This is a genomic window from Nocardioides baculatus (assembly GCF_016735675.1).
In the GTDB taxonomy this organism is placed as follows: domain Bacteria; phylum Actinomycetota; class Actinomycetes; order Propionibacteriales; family Nocardioidaceae; genus Nocardioides; species Nocardioides baculatus.
On sequence record NZ_JAERSG010000003.1, the window covers coordinates 193,725 to 209,643 of the forward strand.

Genomic DNA, 15,919 nt, shown 5'->3' on the forward strand with positions numbered 1-15,919 from the left:
CGTCAGTCTCGGACGGAGTAGTCCTGCGCGGGGACGCCGTGGCCGAGACCGACGCGGCTGTGCTTGTAGCCGTAGCCGAAGTAGATCGCGAAGCCCAGTGCCATCCAGACGAGGAACCGCAGCCAGGTCTCGGCGGTGAGGTTGAGCATCAGGAAGACGCAGATGGCGGCCGACAGCCACGGCAGGAACGGCGAGAACGGCACGCGGAACGACCGCTCCAGGTCGGGGCGGTTCTTCCGCAGGATCGGCACCGCGATCGACACCAGCGCGAACGCCGACAGGGTGCCGATGTTGACCATCTCCTCGAGCTTGCCGATCGGCGTCAGCGACGCGACCAGGGCGACCAGGACGCCGATGGCGACGGTGATCCGGACCGGCGTACCGGTCCGCGGGTTCACCTTCGCGAAGGCGACCGGCATCAGCCCGTCGCGGCTCATCGCGAAGAACACGCGGACGGCACCGATGATCAGCGTCATCACGACCGTGGTCAGGCCCGCCACGGCGCCGGCGGAGATCAACGTCGCGTAGCCGTCCTTGCCCTGCGCGATGAACGCGTTGGCGAGCGCGGCGTCGGGGTTGATCTCGTCGTACTTCACCATCCCGGTGATCACCAGCGCGACGGCCATGTAGAGGACCGTGCAGACCACGAGCGAGCCGATGATGCCGCGGGGCAGGTCCTTCTGCGGGTTGCGCGCCTCCTCCGCGGTCGTCGCGACGACGTCGAAGCCGATGTAGGCGAAGAAGACGAGCGACGCGGCGAACAGGATGCCCGCGGTGCCGTACACCCCGGGTGCGCCGAAGACCGTCTGGATGAGCGGCGTGTGCAGCCACCCGGCCGACGTCTCCCCCGGCGCGCTGGGCGGGACGAAGGGCGTGTAGTTGTCGGTGTCGATGAACTGGATGCCCGCGAAGATCACGAACAGCACGATGAAGAGCTTGAGCGCGACGAGGGCGAGGTTGACCCGCAGCGACTCCTTGATGCCGAACGCCACGAGCGCCGTCAGCACGACCACCAGCAGGAACGCCGCGAGGTTGAAGGTGTCGCCGTAGCCGAGGTCCTCGGGCCAGCCGACGCCGATCTCGCCGAGGAACGTCTCGAAGTACGACGCCCAGCCCTGGGCGACCACGGAGGCGCCGAGGAGCAGCTCGAGGATCAGGTCCCAGCCGATGATCCACGCGATCATCTCGCCCATCGTGGCGTAGGAGAACGTGTACGCCGACCCGGACACTGGCACGGTCGAGGCGAACTCGGCGTAGCAGAGCGCCGCGAGCCCGCAGCAGAGCGCGGCGATCATGAAGGAGAACACCACGCCCGGACCGGCGTAGGCCTGGGCGACCCGGCCGGTGAGCGTGAAGATGCCGGCGCCGATGATGACGCCGATGCCGAAGACCGTCAGGTCGAGGGCGGTCAGGCTCTTCTTGAGCTTGAACTCCGGGTCCTCGGTGTCCGCCATCGAGTGCTCGATGGACTTGGTGCGCCAGATGCTCATCCCGGCAAGGTAGACCCGCTCGCGGGCTACCCGCGAGTCAGGTGTCGGCGCGTCGTCAGCCGACGGACGCGGAGCGCGGCTCGTCGTCGAGCGCAGTGACGTCCTCCACGATCTGGCGCGCCAGAGTCTGGGCGTCGAGGCCGATCCGGGCGAGGATGGCGTCGCGCTTGGCGTGGTCGAGGAACTCCTGCGGGATCCCGTGCAGGCGGAACGGCGTGTGGACGCCCGCGTCGTTGAGCGTCTGCAGCAGCACCGCGCCGCACCCGCCCACGCGGCCGTTGTCCTCGACGCTGACCACCAGCCGGTGCTCGCGGGCGAGCTCCACCACCGCCGGGTCGACCGGCTTGACCCAGCGAGGGTCGACGACGGTGACGCCGATGCCCTGGTCGGTCAGCCGCGAGGCCACCTCCACGGCAGTGGTCGCCATCGAGCCGACGGCGACGATCAGCACGTCCTGCTCGCCCTCGCGCACGAGCACGTCGGCGCCTCCGACCCGGTCGATCGCGGGTACGTCCTCGGGCGGCGGTCCCTTGGGGAACCGGACCACGGTCGGCGCGTCGTCGACCTGGACGGCCTCGTCGAGCAGCTCGCGCAGCCGGGTGACGTCGCGCGGAGCGGCGAGTCGCAGTCCGGGCACCACCTGGAGGATCGACATGTCCCACATGCCGTTGTGGCTCGCCCCGTCGTCGCCGGTCACCCCGGAGCGGTCGAGCACGAAGGTGACGCCGCACTTGTGGAGCGCGACGTCCATCAGCACCTGGTCGAAGGCCCGGTTGAGGAAGGTCGCGTAGACGGCGAACACCGGGTGCAGCCCGCCCATCGCCAGGCCCGCGGCCGAGGTGACCGCGTGCTGCTCGGCGATGCCGACGTCGAAGGTGCGCTCGGGGAACTTCTCGGCGAAGACGTCGAGCCCCACGGGGTGCATCATCGCCGCGGTGATCCCCACGACGTCCTCGCGGCGCTCGCCGAGCTCGACGATCGCCTCGGAGAAGTGGTCGGTCCAGATCTTGCCCTTGGGCTTCTCGGCGCCGGTCTGCACGTCGAACGGTCCGGGCGCGTGGAACTGGTCGGCCTCGTGCCGCATCGCGGGGTCGTAGCCCTGGCCCTTGCGGGTGATGGCGTGCACGATCACCGGGCCGCCGAACCGCTTGGCCTGGGCGAGCGCCTGCTCCATGGCCGCGCGGTCGTGCCCGTCGACCGGGCCGACGTACTTGAGGCCGAGGTCCTCGAACAGACCCTGCGGAGCGAGGGCGTCCTTCATGCCCTTCTTCATCGCGTGGAGCGCGTCGTAGGCGGCGTGCCCGACGCCGGGGACCTGGTTGAGGCGCTTCTTGACCAGGTCGAGCACCTGCTCGTAGCGCGGGTTGGTGCGCAGCGAGGTCAGCGCGGTCGCGAGTCCGCCGATGGTGGGTGTGTAGGAGCGCTCGTTGTCGTTGACGACGATCACCAGCCGGCTCGACCTGGCGATCGCGATGTTGTTGAGCGCCTCCCAGGCCATCCCGCCCGTCAGCGCGCCGTCGCCGATCACGGCGACGACGTGCCGGTCGTCGCCCTTGATGGCGTAGGCCTTCGCCAGCCCGTCGGCGTAGGACAGCGAGGTGCTGGCGTGGGAGTTCTCGACGATGTCGTGCTCCGACTCGGCCTGGCTGGGATAGCCGCTGACGCCGCCCTCCTTGCGGAGCGTGTCGAACGTGGCGTGGCGCCCCGTGACGAGCTTGTGCACGTAGGACTGGTGGCCGGTGTCGAACACCACGCGGTCGCGCGGGGAGTCGAAGACCCGGTGGATCGCGAGCGTCAGCTCGACCACGCCGAGGTTGGGACCGAGGTGCCCGGAGTTGGTCGCGACGGTGCGGATCATCACGTCGCGGACCTCGGCGGCCAGCTCGTCCAGCTGCCCCTCGGACAGCCCGCGGAGGTCGCGCGGGGACGAGATCGAGTCGAGGAGTGCCATGTCGACCGAGTCTATTTCATGGCAGGTCGTGGACCGCCACCGCAGGCTCGTGGAGGCTCCCCAACCAGACCCTGCCCTCGTGCTCGCGGACCCCGGTGACCATGTGGAACCCCGGGTGCTGGATGTCGAGGTCGTGCACGAGCCTGCCGTCGTCGTCGTACGCCTGGGCGCGGATGGTGCGCTTCGGTGCGGGCTGGAGCGCCTCGGGGATCCTCGTGACCGCCCGGCGCAGCAGCATCGGAGCAGAGCCGAGCCGCTCGACCAACCTGTCCACCGGGCTCGCGAGGGTGACCCAGACGAGCCCGTCGCTGCCGCGGCTGATGTTGTCGGGATAGCCGGGGAGGTCCGTGACGAGGTGGTCGCGCTCCCCCGCCCGCGGACCGGTCAGCCAGAGGCGTACGACGGTGCGGCCGCGGCACTCGGCCACGGCGACGTAGGACTCGTCGGCGGCCAGCGCGACGCCGTTGGAGAACCGGAGCCCGTCGAGGACCACCGTCACCGTGCCTGCGGGGTCGCGCCGGACGAGCCGACCGGTGTGCGTGTCCTGGACGAAGTCGTCCTTCCACTGCGCGATGCCGTAGTGGCGAGAGGAGTCGCTGAACCAGATGGTGCCGTCGGCCGCCACGGCGGCGTTGTTGCAGAAGCGCATGGGCTCGCCGTCGACCCGGTCGAGCAGCACCTCGACAGCTCCCGTCCCCGGGTCAACCGCCAGGACGCCCCTCGTCGCGTCGCACACCAGCAGCCGACCGTCGGGAAGCAGCTCGAGCCCGAGCGGGCGGCCGCCGGTGTCGGCGACCCGCTTCGTGCTCCCCGTGCGGGGGTCGATCGCCCAGATCGCTCCGTCCTCCGTCCCGGTCCAGACGGTGCCGTCGGCGCCCACGAGGACGTCCTCGGCTCCCATCGACGGGACGGGGTGCACGGTCAACGAGCTGGGGGCGGTCATGGCGCCATGCTCGCGTAGACGGGGCCGTCGAGGAAGGCGGGCACGATGTCGGCGGCCGCCGCGGTCAGGTCGAGCCCTCGGGCGACCTCGGGCTCCACGAAGACGATCCGACGACCCTCCCGGCAGTCGATGTCCGCATCGGTGAGGTCGGTGGCCGCCACGAACACCTGCATCCGGTCCCAGCTGCCGTGCGCCCGGGTGTGGTCGACGACGAACTCGCGGTAGACCTCGAGCGTGCCGGGCGCCAGGCGTACGCCGGTCTCCTCCTCCAGCTCGCGGTAGGCGGCCGGCTCGAAGTCCTCCCCCGGCTCGACGTGCCCACCGCTCAGGCCCCACTTCTCGGGGTCGATCGGCGCGTGCTCGTCGCGCTCTTGCAGCAGGATCCGGCCCGCGCGGTCGACCAGCAGGACGCCGGCGAAGGTGCGGCCGTCCGGGTCCGGGACGAACGGGTGGTCGGCGATCCACCGCCGCAGCTCCGGCGCGACGAGCGCCGTCGACGGCACGAGGTCGACGTCGGGCAGCGGGTCGGAGTCGACGAACACCATCTGGCGGCCCTCGTGGCACTCCACCTCGGTCTCCGTCGTACGGGCGACGAAGGCGTGGAAGTGGAAGGTGCCGCGCTCGGTGACCAGCTCGAAGCGACCGAGGTCAGAGAGGTCCTCGGCGGTGAGGTGCACCCCGGTCTCCTCGGCGAGCTCGCGGACGGCTCCGTCCACCGGGGTCTCCCCCTCGTCGACGCCGCCTCCCGGGAAGCACCACATCTCCGGCCAGACGGGTGCGTGCTCGTCGCGCTCCTGCATCAGGACGCGGCCGCGCGGGTCGACCAGCGTCACCTGGACGAAGTCGGTGCGGACCGCCGTCGACGCCCACGCCAGCACCCGGTCGAGGGTCAGCGCGGTCGCTTGGTGCAGCGGACGACCACCCAGGTCCTGCGGGTCGACGAACCTCATCTGCCGGCCCTCTCCGCAGACCACGTCGTCGTCGGTCACCGACATCCGGACGGCGAAGAGCTCGAGCTCGTCGTCCTCGCCGCAGGACTCGCTCCGGAACCTGTGCACGCCGAGGGAGTGGAGCCGGTCAGGCTCGACGACCAGGCCCGTCTCCTCGTGGAGCTCGCGCACGGCCGCGGCCCGGAAGTCCTCGCCGTCCTCGAGGTCGCCACCGGGGTAGCCCCAGCGTCCGGGGTCGTGGAGCGCGTCGTCGCCGCGCTCCTGCATGAGGAGCCGACCGGCAGGATCGAGGACGGCGACGGCCGAGAACCTGTGCATCGCTCGACCCTAGCCAGAGGGCACGTCACATCCGGACGCGGTAGCGCCGCCCCCGCAGCGCCTCCTCGACCAGCCCCACCTCGCGGCGTACGGCGACCAGGCGGGCGTCCTCGAGCTGGAAGGTCTGCACGGCCGCCGTCACCACCGCCTCGTCGGCGACGTCCCTGAGGTCGCCGCGGATCTCGCTCAGGCCCCGCCGGGTCGCGAGCTGCTGGGCCTCGACGTGGAGCACGGCGAACCGCGCCAGGACGACCACGTGTCGCCGCAGTCCCGGGAACCGCCGGTAGTCGGGCGGGCACAGGTCGAGCAGCCAGCTGGCCGCCGTCGCCTCCCAGTCCGGCGCGTCCGGCGGCCGCACCTGGCGCGGCCAGCCCGGAGGAGCCACCCCGCGGTGGCCCTGCGGCGGCGTCGGCCGCTGTGGGGGTTGCGGAGTCGGGAACACCGATCGATCATATCGAACGTGTGTTCGATGCGTCAGCCGATGCCGAGGGCCGCCTCGACCTCGGCGAGGTCCGGGTCGCGCAGGCCCGTGGAGTCGTGGCGCCACCAGACGTCGGGGTAGACGATGCGACCGGTCATCCAGTCCTCGAGCGCGAACGGCACGACCTGGAGCGCCGGAGCCGGCACCCGCATCGAGGGCGGCTCGATGCCGTGCGCGGCCGCCGGCCCGAAGCCGCGGGCGCCGTAGAACGCCGGACTGCCCTCGAGGACCAACGCCGGGCGTCCGACCGCCCGCGCCGCCTCGATCGCTGCCGCGACCAGTGCACTGCCGATCCCCCGCCGTTCCAGGTCCGGCCGGGTGCTCAGCGGCGAGAGCATCGTCAGGTCGACGAGCGCGCGGCGGGCGTCGAGCCAGCAGTGGCTGAGACCGACGTGACCGACGACCTGGCCCTCCACGACGGCGACGAGCTCGCCGAGGAGCAGGTCGCCCGCCCGGACCTCGGCCCAGAGGTCCGCCACCTGGACACCGCGCTCGGGCGCCCCGGCACCGAAGGCGGCACTGATCACCGCCAGCACGGCGTCGGCGTCGGTCGGCCCTGCGGGGCGGATCCCGACAGGGATCGGCTCGCTCATCCGCGACACGCTAGCGACCGACCCGCTCGCGGAGACCGGCCGCGAGTCCCACGATCGTCAGCGCGTCGAACAGCCCGCCGCCGGTCTCGGCCAGTCGTTGGTGCTTCACCGGCCCCAGCCGCAGCCGCAGGTGCACCCGCGTGGCGCCGCTGCCGATGGGCGTGAGGTGCAGGCACCACGTCAGGTCGGTCCGGCCACGCCGCGAGGTGTAGAGCAGGTGCCGCGGGTGCTCGATCGAGGCCAGGGTGAAGGTGGCGTCCTTCCCGCCCCAGTCCGGTATCACGTCGCCGACCTCGTGCGCGAGCCAGCGCGGCTCGATCCGCCTCAGTGCCCTTCGGCTCCGGGGGACGAACCTCTCGACGGAGGCCGGGAGGTACCACCCGGCCCGCCGCTTGCCGAGCTGCACGAGCCACGGCCACACGTCGTCGGGCGAGGCGGGCAGGTCGAACCCGCGGTCCATCACGACGTCGGCGTCGACGAGGTCATCGCCGGGCAGTGGCGTACGCCGTTCGGCTGCGGTTGCACGCGCCAGGTCCATCGACGTCAGCCCGCCCTCAACCGCGGAGGAGGGACCAGCGCACCTCGCGGCTGGCGTTGTCGACGTTGAGGTCCACGAGGCAGATGCTCTGCCACGTGCCGAGCGCCAGCCGGCCGTCGAGGACGGGCACCGTGCAGTGGGGCGGCACGATCGCCGGCATCACGTGCGAGCGTCCGTGGCCGGGCGAGCCGTGACGGTGCCGCCAGCGGTCGTCGGCGGGCAGCAGGTCGCCGAGAGCGGCGAGCAGGTCGTCGTCGGAGCCTGCCCCGGTCTCGATGATCGCCAGCCCCGCGGTCGCGTGCGGCACGAAGACGTGCAGCAGGCCGTCAGCATGGCCGGCCACGAAGTCCGCCGCCTCCGCCGTCAGGTCGAGGACCACCTCCTCGCCGCCGGTCCGGTAGGTACGGGTCTCGGATTCCATGCGCGCCACGCTAGCGCCGGACGCCCTAGCCTTCAGGCATGTCCCGACCCCGCGCGACCGCAGCCCTCGTGCTGGCAGTGCTGCTCGCGGCGTGCAGCTCGCCCGACGAGTCGGACCGGACCCCCGCGACCCCGTCCCCCAGCACCTCGACGGCCGAGCCGACCGTCGATCCGGAGGTCGCACCCTTCGTCACCGTCGGCACCGGACCGATCGGCCTCGCCGCCGAGGGCGACGACATGTGGGTGGTGCTGAGCGGCGACGACGCGGTCACGCGCGTCCGGGCCGGCGGCGATGGCCCCGACCTGACCGTCGCCGTCCTCGGTACGCCGCTCCGCGCGGTCGCCCTCGACGGCTCGCTCTGGGTGACGTCCTTCCGCGGCGAGCAGCTGGTGCGCATCGACACCGCCACCGGCGACACCACCGCCACCATCCCCACCGGCGCCGGACCGGAGGGCCTCACGGCCGGCTTCGGCTCGGTCTGGTTCGTCGAGCAGGACGCCGGACGACTCGTTCGCGTCGATCCTGCGACGGCGAAGGTCGCCTCCCGGACCGACATCGGCGTCGGCGCCCGCCTCCCCCACGCAGGGAGGAAGGCCGTCTATGTCGCCGCCTTCGCCGACGACCGCGTCCTGCGGGTCGACCCGCGCACCCTCGACGTACGCCGCTCGGAGAAGGTCTGCAGCGGCCCGCAAGGCATGGCCGAGGCCGCCGGTCGGCTGTGGGTGGCCTGCACGTTCTCGGACGAGGTGGTCTCGCTCGACCCGGTCACTCTCGAGCGGCTGTCCCGGACCCCGGTCGAGGGCCTCCCGGACTCGGTCGTCGCGGACGACGGCCGGCTGCTGGTCGTCGCGGAGGAGGGACCGCGGCTCGTGGTGGTCGACCCGTCGACCGGCGAGGTCACCGACGACCAGGTGCTCGGCGCGGAGAGCGCGCTCTACGACAGCGCGAACCTCGACGTGGCCGTCGCGGGCGGCCAGGCGTGGGTCTCGTCCTTCACGGCCGACCGGGTCTACCGCGTGCCACTGCCCTGACCGGTCAGTCGGCGGTCAGTCCTCGGCGAGCGCCTGCTCGATGCGCTCCACCTTGGCGGTGAGCTGGCCCTCGTAGCCCGGCCGGATGTCGGCCTTCAGCACGAGCCCGACGCGCGGCGACACCTGCGACACGACGTCGACGGCCTGCTTCACGACCGCCATCACCTCGTCCCACTCGCCCTCGATGGTGGTGAACATCGAGGTGGTCTCGTGGGGCAGTCCGGACGCCCGTACGACGCGTACGGCCTCCGCGACAGCCCCGGTGACCGACCCGCTCGGGTCGCTGGACGTGGGTGAGATCGAGAAGGCGACGAGCATGTCGCCGACGCTATCGACCACTGCCCCGTTCCACCCGGGCGGGTGCGCCCATTGGGGTGGAACGACCCATCCGGCGGCGTGCCTACGGTCGAAGCACCAGCCCAACGGTCTCCTTCCGAGACCTCTACGAAGGGATCACCACGTGCCTGACGTCACCGCAAGCTCCGGCCTGCTGAGCTCCACCAAGGTCCATGTCGAGGACTCCGGCGGCTCCGGCCGTCCCGTCGTCCTGATCCACGGCTGGCCGCTGTCCGGCGAGTCGTGGGGCGAGCAGGTCGGTCCGCTGAGCGCCGCGGGCTACCGCGTCGTGGCCTACGACCGCCGCGGCTTCGGCCGCAGCGACAAGCCGTCGAAGGGTTACGACTACGACACGCTCGCCGACGACCTGGACGGCGTGCTCAAGGAGCTCGACCTCACCGACGTCACCCTCGTCGGGTTCTCGATGGGTGGCGGCGAGGTCGCCCGCTACATCGCTAGGCACGGCGAGGACCGCGTCCACTCGGCCGTCTTCGCGGCCGCCGTCCCGCCCTTCCTGATGAAGTCCGACGACAACCCGGACGGTCCGCTCACCGAGGACGCGGCGAAGGAGATGGAGGACGGCCTCAAGGAGGACCGCACCACGTTCTTCGACGGCTTCACGCAGGACTTCTTCTCCGCCGACGGCGAGCTCAAGGTCACCGAGGAGCAGCGCCAGGAGGCCATCGCGCTGGCGCACCAGAGCGACCAGACGGCGGCTCTGGGCTGCATGGAGGCCTTCGGCACCACCGACTTCCGTGACGACCTGACCAAGATCACCGTCCCCACGTTGGTCATCCACGGCGACTCCGACGGCATCGTGCCGTTCGAGGGCTCGGGCAAGCGCACCCACGAGGCGGTGGCCGGCTCCGAGCTGGTGGTCGTCGAGGGTGCCCCGCACGGCTTCAACGTCAGCCACGCCGACGAGTTCAACCAGGCGCTGCTGGGCTTCCTGCAGCGCTGAGCCGCCGGCTGCCGGGAGTCAGGCGTTGACGCCGTCTCCCGGCAGTGCCCCGGTGGGGTCAGGGGTGCCGCCCTGGCAGCTGACCCCGAACTCCGGCGCCGTGTGCCCGTCGCCGTACTCCTCCAGGAACAGACCGAGCCGCTCGTCGTCCGCGCCGTCGAGCTGGAGCTGTGCGCCCCACACGGTGATGACCACGGGTGAGGGCAGTCCCTCTCGCGGCGACATGATCCCGTTGTCGGGCAGCTGCGCAGCGAGCTCCTCGAGATCGGAGGCGGACAGGTCGGGGTCGTGGGTGATCCAGACCGTCCCGTGCTCGAGGTCGTGGACCGCGTTCTCCTCGCGCACCGGCTCGTCGTAGACACCGCAGTCGAGCCAGATCGGGGCGTGCGCGCCACCGGCGGGCGGGTCCTGCGGATAGGTGACGTCGTCCGTCGTGTGGGCGCGGTCGGTGATGTCCCAGGTCTCGACGAGCGTGAGGTCGAGTGCCCGTTGCGCCTGCTCCTCGCCGCGCAGGGCCTTGTCGACCAGCGGTGCGGCCAGCGCGGCCCCGAGGACCAGCACGGCACCGACCGTGGCCAGGACCAGCGGCAGCCGGCTCGGGCGCTGCTCCTCGACGACGGGAACCTGCTCGTACGACGTCTCCGCGTGCGGCTCGTACGGCACTCCGTCAGGTGACGCCTCCGGCACAGGCTCGGGCGTCTGGTCGGCGTCGTTCACCGCGTCAGGCTACCGACGTCCTCCACGTCGCTCCGATCGACGGGGAGTGCCGGTCGGAGTCCGTTCCCAGAAATCCCCCGATCAGTGGAGCCTGCGGCCCGACCTACCGGCCGCTGGCTCCACTGTCACCACGAGGACGCGAACACGGCCGCGCCCAGGAGCTCCTGGACGCGGCCGCGTGCTCAGCCCGTGTGGTGCGTCATCCCTTCAGCAGGTTGCGCAGGACGTACTGCATGATCCCGCCGTTGCGGTAGTAGTTGGCCTCGCCCGGGGTGTCGATCCGGACGGTGGCCTCGAACTCGCTCGTCTCGCCGTGCGCCATGTCGGTGCCGGGAGCGGGCTCGACCTTGACCGTGACGGTCTTCGGGGTCGTGCCGTCGTTGAGCTCGGTGATCCCGCTGATGCTGATGATCTCCGCACCCGTGAGGCCGAGGTCGTCGGCGGTCTTCCCGTCGGGGAACTGCAGCGGGATGACGCCCATGCCGATGAGGTTGGAGCGGTGGATCCGCTCGTAGGACTCGGCGATGACGGCCTTCACGCCCAGCAGCGCCGTGCCCTTGGCGGCCCAGTCGCGCGACGAGCCCGAGCCGTACTCCTTGCCCGCCAGGACGACCAGCGGGGTGCCGGCCTCCTGGTAGTGGGCGCTGGCCTCGTAGACGCTGGTGACCTCGCCGTCCTTCGTGAAATCCCGGGTCACCCCGCCCTCGGTGCCCGGCGCGAGCTGGTTGCGCAGGCGGATGTTGGCGAACGTGCCGCGGATCATCACCTCGTGGTTGCCGCGGCGCGAGCCGTAGGAGTTGAAGTCACGCTGCTCGACACCGTGCTCGGCGAGGTAGTGGCCGGCCGGGCTGTCCTTCTTGATCGCACCCGCGGGGCTGATGTGGTCGGTTGTGACCGAGTCACCCAGCTTGAGCAGGACGCGCGCGCCGACGATGTCGGTGACCGCTTCGGGCTCGTCGGGCATGCCGTCGAAGTAGGGAGGACGGCGGACGTAGGTGGAGTCCTGGTCCCACTCGAAGGTGTTGCCCTCCGGGGTGGGCAGCGACTGCCAGCGCTCGTCGCCCTTGAAGACGTCGGCGTAGGACTCGCCGAACATGTCGGAGGTGATCGCGGACGCGATCGTCTCCTCGATCTCCTGCGGGCTCGGCCAGATGTCCTCGAGGAACACGTCGTTGCCGTCCTGGTCCTGTCCCAGCGGGTCGCCGAACAGGTCGACGTCCATGGAGCCGGCGAGGGCGTAGGCCACGACGAGTGGCGGGGACGCGAGGTAGTTCATCTTCACGTCCGGGTTGATCCGGCCCTCGAAGTTGCGGTTGCCCGACAGCACGGAGACGACGGCGAGGTCGGCCTCGTTGACCGCTGCCGAGACCTCGGGGATGAGCGGGCCGGAGTTGCCGATGCAGGTCGTGCAGCCGTAGCCGACGAGGTTGAAGCCGAGCTTGTCCAGGTAGGGCGTGAGGCCCGACCGGTCGTAGTAGTCGGAGACGACCTTGGAGCCGGGCGCGAGCGAGGTCTTCACCCACGGCTTGCGGGTCAGGCCCTTCTCGACCGCCTTCTTGGCCAGCAGCGCAGCCCCGATCATCACGCTCGGGTTGGAGGTGTTGGTGCACGAGGTGATCGCGGCGATCACGACGGCACCGTGGTCGATCTCGACCTCCTGGCCGTCCAGCGAGACCTTGGTCTTCTTCGTGGGACGACCGGCGTCGTGCGGCGCGTCGACGTGCACGGGCTTGCCGTTGCCACCCTCGTGGCTGGGCGCGTCGGAGGCCGGGAACGACTCCTCGACCGCCTCGTCGTAGCCCGAGGCGTTCGCGGCGTCGTCCGGGTCGGAGTCACCCTCGTCGACGTAGTCGGCCAGCGCCGCGCGGAAGGAGTCCTTCGCGGCCGAGACCTCGACGCGGTCCTGCGGACGCTTCGGGCCGGCCAGCGACGGCACGACGGTGGAGACGTCCAGCTCGAGACGCTCGCTGTAGCGGGGCTCGGCGCTCGGGTCGTGCCACAGCCCCTGCTCCTTGGCGTACGCCTCGACGAGCGCGAGCTGCTCGTCGGTGCGGCCGGTGAGGCGGAGGTAGTCGATCGTCTGGTCGTCGATCGGGAAGACCGCGATCGTGGAGCCGAACTCCGGGCTCATGTTGCCGATCGTGGCGCGGTTGGCGAGCGGCAGCGCGGAGACGCCCTCGCCGTAGAACTCGACGAACTTGCCGACCACACCGTGCTCGCGGAGCATCTCGGTGATGGTGAGCACGAGGTCGGTGGCGGTCGAGCCGGCGGGCAGCTCGCCCGACAGCTTGAAGCCGACCACGCGCGGGATGAGCATGGAGACCGGCTGGCCGAGCATCGCGGCCTCGGCCTCGATGCCGCCGACGCCCCAGCCGACCACGCCGATGCCGTTGACCATGGTGGTGTGGGAGTCGGTGCCGACGCAGGTGTCGGGGTAGGCCACGCCGTCGCGGACCATCACGACGCGCGCGAGGTGCTCGATGTTGACCTGGTGCACGATGCCGGTGCCCGGCGGGACGACCTTGAAGTCGTCGAAGGCGCCCTGGCCCCAGCGCAGGAACTGGTAGCGCTCGCGGTTGCGCTCGTACTCGATCTCGACGTTGCGCTCGAACGCGTCGGCGGAGCCGAAGACATCGGCGATCACGGAGTGGTCGATGACCATCTCGGCCGGGGCGAGCGGGTTGATCCTCGTCGCGTCGCCACCGAGCTCGGCCATCGCCTCGCGCATGGTGGCGAGGTCGACGACGCAGGGCACGCCGGTGAAGTCCTGCATGATCACGCGCGCCGGCGTGAACTGGATCTCCTGGTCGGGAGCAGCGCTCGCGTCCCAGCCGGCGATCGCCTTGATGTGGTCCTCGGTGATGTCCGCGCCGTCCTCGGTGCGGAGCAGGTTCTCCAGCAGCACCTTGAGCGAGAAGGGCAGGCTCTCGACGTCGAGGCCCTCTCCCTTCACCGCGTCGAGGCGGTAGATCTCGTAGGACTGTCCGTCCACGTCCAGGGTGCCCTTGGCACCGAAGCTGTCCTGACTGGCCATCAGCCACATCTCCTCGGGGAGCTAGCGGGTTCGCGTCCATCCTGCCCTCGCACGCGAGGTGCCGGGAAGGTGGGTGACCCTGTTCTTGGGACATCACATTATCTTGACATCAAGATACCACAGGCACCACAGCGGCTCGGCTAGCCTCCCCGCGTGCCGACCCTCCTCCACCTCAACGGTCCGTCCGGCGTCGGGAAGTCGACGCTCGCCCGCGAGCACGCCGCCGCCCACCCGGGCACGCTGCTGCTCGACATCGACGAGCTCCGGCCCTGGGTCTCCGGGTGGGAGGACGACTTCGTCGGCACCGGGGAGGCGGTCAGGCAGACCGCGCTCGCGATGATGACGGCCTACCTGCGCAGCGGGCGCGACGTGGTCCTCCCCCAGCTCATCGTCACCCCCGCCCAGGTCGACCGGTTCGTGGCGGCCGCGGCCGACGCGGGAGCGGCGTACGTCGGCGTGGTGCTGGACGCGGCGCCCGACGACGTCCTGCACCGACTGCACCACCGCGCCGAGACGCCCGTGACTGCGGTGATCTCGCGGATCATCGAGGAGCGCGGCGGTGACGACCTGGTCCTCGAGGGCAGGCGCCAGCTGCTCGACCTCGCCCGAAAGAACGGCTGCCCCCTCGTCGACACGACGGACCGCGAGGCCGCCCTGCGGGAGCTCGCCGCGCTGGTGTCCTAGTCGATGCCGGCCATCTGGTCGAGGCGCTGCAGCAGGTCGTGGGCAGCGAGCTCCACCTTTTTGTGCCGCCACTCCGAGGCGCGGTAGACGCACGCGATCAGGCCGCTGCGGTGGACGCGCCGCAGGTCGCCGTAGACGAATGCGTGGCGGGCCTTGGTGCCGTCGTTCGCGCCCTCGGTGAGCCCGAGGTGCCAGGCCGCGTAGTCCTCGAACGGATGCTTCTCGAGGTAGGCGTTCTGCGCCTCGGCGCTCGGCTGGACGTCGCCCCAGTCGCTCTCGAGGACGTACTGCCGCCCGTCGATCAGCCGGCGGGCGTGGGCGACGGCGTCCTGGTTGACCTCGTAGGTGGCCATGGGTCCACCCTCCTCCGATCGCTGGGCGCCGACCACACCCTCAGCGGCGCACGGGCTCCAGCAGGGCGACGCACTCGACGTGGTGGGTCATCGGGAAGCCGTACATGACCCTGAGCGTAAGTGCGATCCTTTGCGGTCGCGTGCGCTCAGGAGGCCGAACGAGCCAGTCACCTGCGGCAATGCCCTTTGGGACGCGCGCGGGCGTCGGCGTCCAGGTGCGGGTGATTGCGAATCAAAGCGAGCCCAATTCGAGCCCTCCCACCGACGAGCGCCGACGGTCGCAAGCGTCCACAGCGCGGTTGGCTGGGGCCCTCGTCGCAGTTGCCCGCGAGCTCGTCGAGAAGGAATGCCGCGCCTCCTACCAGAGTCCGTTCCCAGCCGGGTCGGCGACCCAGCGGCTTCTTCAGTTGAAGCGGGACATGCCTCCGTCAACCGGAACGAGCGTGCCGGTGACATATGAAGAGGCTGGCGACAGCAAGAATGCCGCCACCCGTGCGAACTCTTGCGGACTCCCGTGCCGGCCAAGGGGTACGGCACCTGGTTCGAGACGAGACGAGTCGATGGCACCCGCCAGTAGTCCGTTCACCCTGATGCCTCGCGGTCCGAGCTCCCCTGCCAGCTCGAGCGCCACAGTGGCGAGACCACGTTCCAGCGCGTCAGCGACAGCCTGACCGGTGTCCGGCTCGTAGACCGCAGTGGACAAAGCGAGAGCAATCGACCCGCCCGCCGGCAGGGAGTCAGCAAGGACTCGCATGGCACGAACGGCGCGGAGGAACATGTCCTGGAAGGAGTCGGTCCACGCTGCATCGGTCACCTCCAGAGCCCCTCCCTCCCGGATGTCCCCAGCCGAGATGACCGCGCCGTCTAGTCGTCCCCATGTGGCCTCGGCGCAGGCGACCAAGTGGGCAGGGGCCTGTCCTTCTCCGGGCGCCACAGCAACAGCGTGGGAGGCGCCAAGGTCTTCTACAAGCGTGGAAAGGTCGTGTTCGCCGCGGGCCCCGAGCACCACTCGCGCGCCCTCAGAGATCAGTACTCGGGCCACTTCTCGGCCCCACGTGGTCGCCCCGTCGTCGACGAGGTACACCCGCCGGTCGAGATCGAGGTTCATGTCGCAAGCC

Annotated in this window: 16 protein-coding genes; 3 read left to right on the forward strand and 13 right to left on the reverse strand. The window is 70.9% G+C overall.

Features of this window, described 5'->3' with window-relative positions:
• Positions 1-2 precede the first annotated feature (2 nt).
• From JI751_RS10635 to JI751_RS10670, 8 genes are read right to left on the reverse strand one after another with little or no spacing between them, the layout of a single operon-like run.
• On the reverse strand, positions 3-1,490 hold the full coding sequence (locus JI751_RS10635; RefSeq protein WP_201936110.1) for an amino acid permease: 1,488 nt from the start codon (positions 1,488-1,490) through the stop codon (positions 3-5).
• 55 nt (positions 1,491-1,545) lie between these two features.
• Positions 1,546-3,441 carry a 1-deoxy-D-xylulose-5-phosphate synthase gene (dxs, locus tag JI751_RS10640; RefSeq protein WP_201936112.1) on the reverse strand — a complete coding sequence of 632 codons (1,896 nt, stop codon included), beginning with the start codon at positions 3,439-3,441 and terminating at the stop codon, positions 1,546-1,548.
• Between the two features lie 16 nt (positions 3,442-3,457).
• A complete protein-coding gene (locus tag JI751_RS10645; protein WP_201936113.1) occupies positions 3,458-4,384 on the reverse strand; it encodes an SMP-30/gluconolactonase/LRE family protein in 927 nt (308 codons plus the stop codon).
• Positions 4,381-5,652 carry an NUDIX domain-containing protein gene (locus JI751_RS10650; protein ID WP_201936114.1) on the reverse strand — a complete coding sequence of 424 codons (1,272 nt, stop codon included), beginning with the start codon at positions 5,650-5,652 and terminating at the stop codon, positions 4,381-4,383. Before JI751_RS10650 ends, JI751_RS10645 begins: the two co-directional genes overlap by 4 nt.
• Positions 5,653-5,677: 25 nt before the next feature.
• Positions 5,678-6,094, reverse strand: a complete 417-nt coding sequence (locus JI751_RS10655; RefSeq protein WP_201936115.1) for a hypothetical protein — start codon at positions 6,092-6,094, stop codon at positions 5,678-5,680.
• Positions 6,095-6,126: 32 nt separating this feature from the next.
• Entirely contained in the window at positions 6,127-6,726 is a 600-nt protein-coding gene (locus JI751_RS10660) for a GNAT family N-acetyltransferase (protein WP_201936116.1), read from the reverse strand.
• A 10-nt stretch (positions 6,727-6,736) separates the two neighbouring features.
• Positions 6,737-7,264, reverse strand: a complete 528-nt coding sequence (locus JI751_RS10665) for a hypothetical protein (RefSeq protein WP_201936117.1) — start codon at positions 7,262-7,264, stop codon at positions 6,737-6,739.
• 16 nt (positions 7,265-7,280) lie between these two features.
• Positions 7,281-7,685: a YjbQ family protein gene (locus JI751_RS10670; protein WP_201936119.1), complete on the reverse strand. Its 405-nt coding sequence runs from the start codon at positions 7,683-7,685 to the stop codon at positions 7,281-7,283.
• A gap of 38 nt (positions 7,686-7,723) precedes the next feature.
• On the opposite strand from JI751_RS10670, the gene JI751_RS10675 reads away from it, so the two are divergent.
• Positions 7,724-8,716, forward strand: a complete 993-nt coding sequence (locus tag JI751_RS10675) for a Vgb family protein (RefSeq protein ID WP_201936121.1) — start codon at positions 7,724-7,726, stop codon at positions 8,714-8,716.
• Positions 8,717-8,731: 15 nt separating this feature from the next.
• On the opposite strand, the gene JI751_RS10680 is transcribed toward JI751_RS10675, so the two are convergent.
• Entirely contained in the window at positions 8,732-9,034 is a 303-nt protein-coding gene (locus tag JI751_RS10680; RefSeq protein ID WP_201936123.1) for a thiamine-binding protein, read from the reverse strand.
• Between the two features lie 142 nt (positions 9,035-9,176).
• On the opposite strand from JI751_RS10680, the gene JI751_RS10685 reads away from it, so the two are divergent.
• The gene (locus tag JI751_RS10685) at positions 9,177-10,013 is read left to right on the forward strand and encodes an alpha/beta fold hydrolase (RefSeq protein ID WP_307814090.1); all 837 of its coding nucleotides are present in this window, start codon (positions 9,177-9,179) and stop codon (positions 10,011-10,013) included.
• Positions 10,014-10,031: 18 nt separating this feature from the next.
• Here JI751_RS10685 and JI751_RS10690 read toward each other — a convergent pair whose 3' ends face one another.
• Both JI751_RS10690 and JI751_RS10695 read right to left on the reverse strand, forming a co-directional pair.
• On the reverse strand, positions 10,032-10,730 hold the full coding sequence (locus JI751_RS10690; RefSeq protein ID WP_201936127.1) for a thioredoxin-like domain-containing protein: 699 nt from the start codon (positions 10,728-10,730) through the stop codon (positions 10,032-10,034).
• Between the two features lie 199 nt (positions 10,731-10,929).
• Complete coding sequence (locus tag JI751_RS10695; RefSeq protein ID WP_201936128.1) at positions 10,930-13,764, reverse strand: aconitate hydratase; 2,835 nt, start codon at positions 13,762-13,764, stop codon at positions 10,930-10,932.
• Positions 13,765-13,917: 153 nt separating this feature from the next.
• Between JI751_RS10695 and JI751_RS10700 the strand changes: the two genes are divergently transcribed.
• Positions 13,918-14,448 (forward strand): AAA family ATPase, encoded by a 531-nt coding sequence (locus JI751_RS10700; RefSeq protein ID WP_201936129.1) that lies wholly within the window; start codon positions 13,918-13,920, stop codon positions 14,446-14,448.
• Here JI751_RS10700 and JI751_RS10705 read toward each other — a convergent pair.
• Entirely contained in the window at positions 14,445-14,801 is a 357-nt protein-coding gene (locus tag JI751_RS10705) for a hypothetical protein (protein WP_201936130.1), read from the reverse strand. The two genes, JI751_RS10700 and JI751_RS10705, sit on opposite strands and share 4 nt — an antisense overlap.
• 403 nt (positions 14,802-15,204) lie before the next feature.
• Positions 15,205-15,909 carry an SDR family oxidoreductase gene (locus JI751_RS10710; RefSeq protein ID WP_201936131.1) on the reverse strand — a complete coding sequence of 235 codons (705 nt, stop codon included), beginning with the start codon at positions 15,907-15,909 and terminating at the stop codon, positions 15,205-15,207.
• Positions 15,910-15,919 lie beyond the last annotated feature (10 nt).

Bases quoted from the DNA above. Each gene is read 5' to 3' on its own strand.
- JI751_RS10680 (WP_201936123.1), bottom strand. From the start codon at position 9,034: ATGCTCGTCGCCTTCTCGATCTCACCCACGTCCAGCGACCCGAGCGGG.
- dxs (WP_201936112.1), bottom strand. From the start codon at position 3,441: ATGGCACTCCTCGACTCGATCTCGTCCCCGCGCGACCTCCGCGGGCTG.
- JI751_RS10710 (WP_201936131.1), bottom strand. From the start codon at position 15,909: ATGAACCTCGATCTCGACCGGCGGGTGTACCTCGTCGACGACGGGGCG.
- JI751_RS10675 (WP_201936121.1), top strand. From the start codon at position 7,724: ATGTCCCGACCCCGCGCGACCGCAGCCCTCGTGCTGGCAGTGCTGCTC.
- JI751_RS10705 (WP_201936130.1), bottom strand. From the start codon at position 14,801: ATGGCCACCTACGAGGTCAACCAGGACGCCGTCGCCCACGCCCGCCGG.
- JI751_RS10650 (WP_201936114.1), bottom strand. From the start codon at position 5,652: ATGCACAGGTTCTCGGCCGTCGCCGTCCTCGATCCTGCCGGTCGGCTC.
- JI751_RS10635 (WP_201936110.1), bottom strand. From the start codon at position 1,490: ATGAGCATCTGGCGCACCAAGTCCATCGAGCACTCGATGGCGGACACC.
- JI751_RS10670 (WP_201936119.1), bottom strand. From the start codon at position 7,685: ATGGAATCCGAGACCCGTACCTACCGGACCGGCGGCGAGGAGGTGGTC.
- JI751_RS10665 (WP_201936117.1), bottom strand. From the start codon at position 7,264: ATGGACCTGGCGCGTGCAACCGCAGCCGAACGGCGTACGCCACTGCCC.
- JI751_RS10695 (WP_201936128.1), bottom strand. From the start codon at position 13,764: ATGGCCAGTCAGGACAGCTTCGGTGCCAAGGGCACCCTGGACGTGGAC.
- JI751_RS10660 (WP_201936116.1), bottom strand. From the start codon at position 6,726: ATGAGCGAGCCGATCCCTGTCGGGATCCGCCCCGCAGGGCCGACCGAC.
- JI751_RS10645 (WP_201936113.1), bottom strand. From the start codon at position 4,384: ATGACCGCCCCCAGCTCGTTGACCGTGCACCCCGTCCCGTCGATGGGA.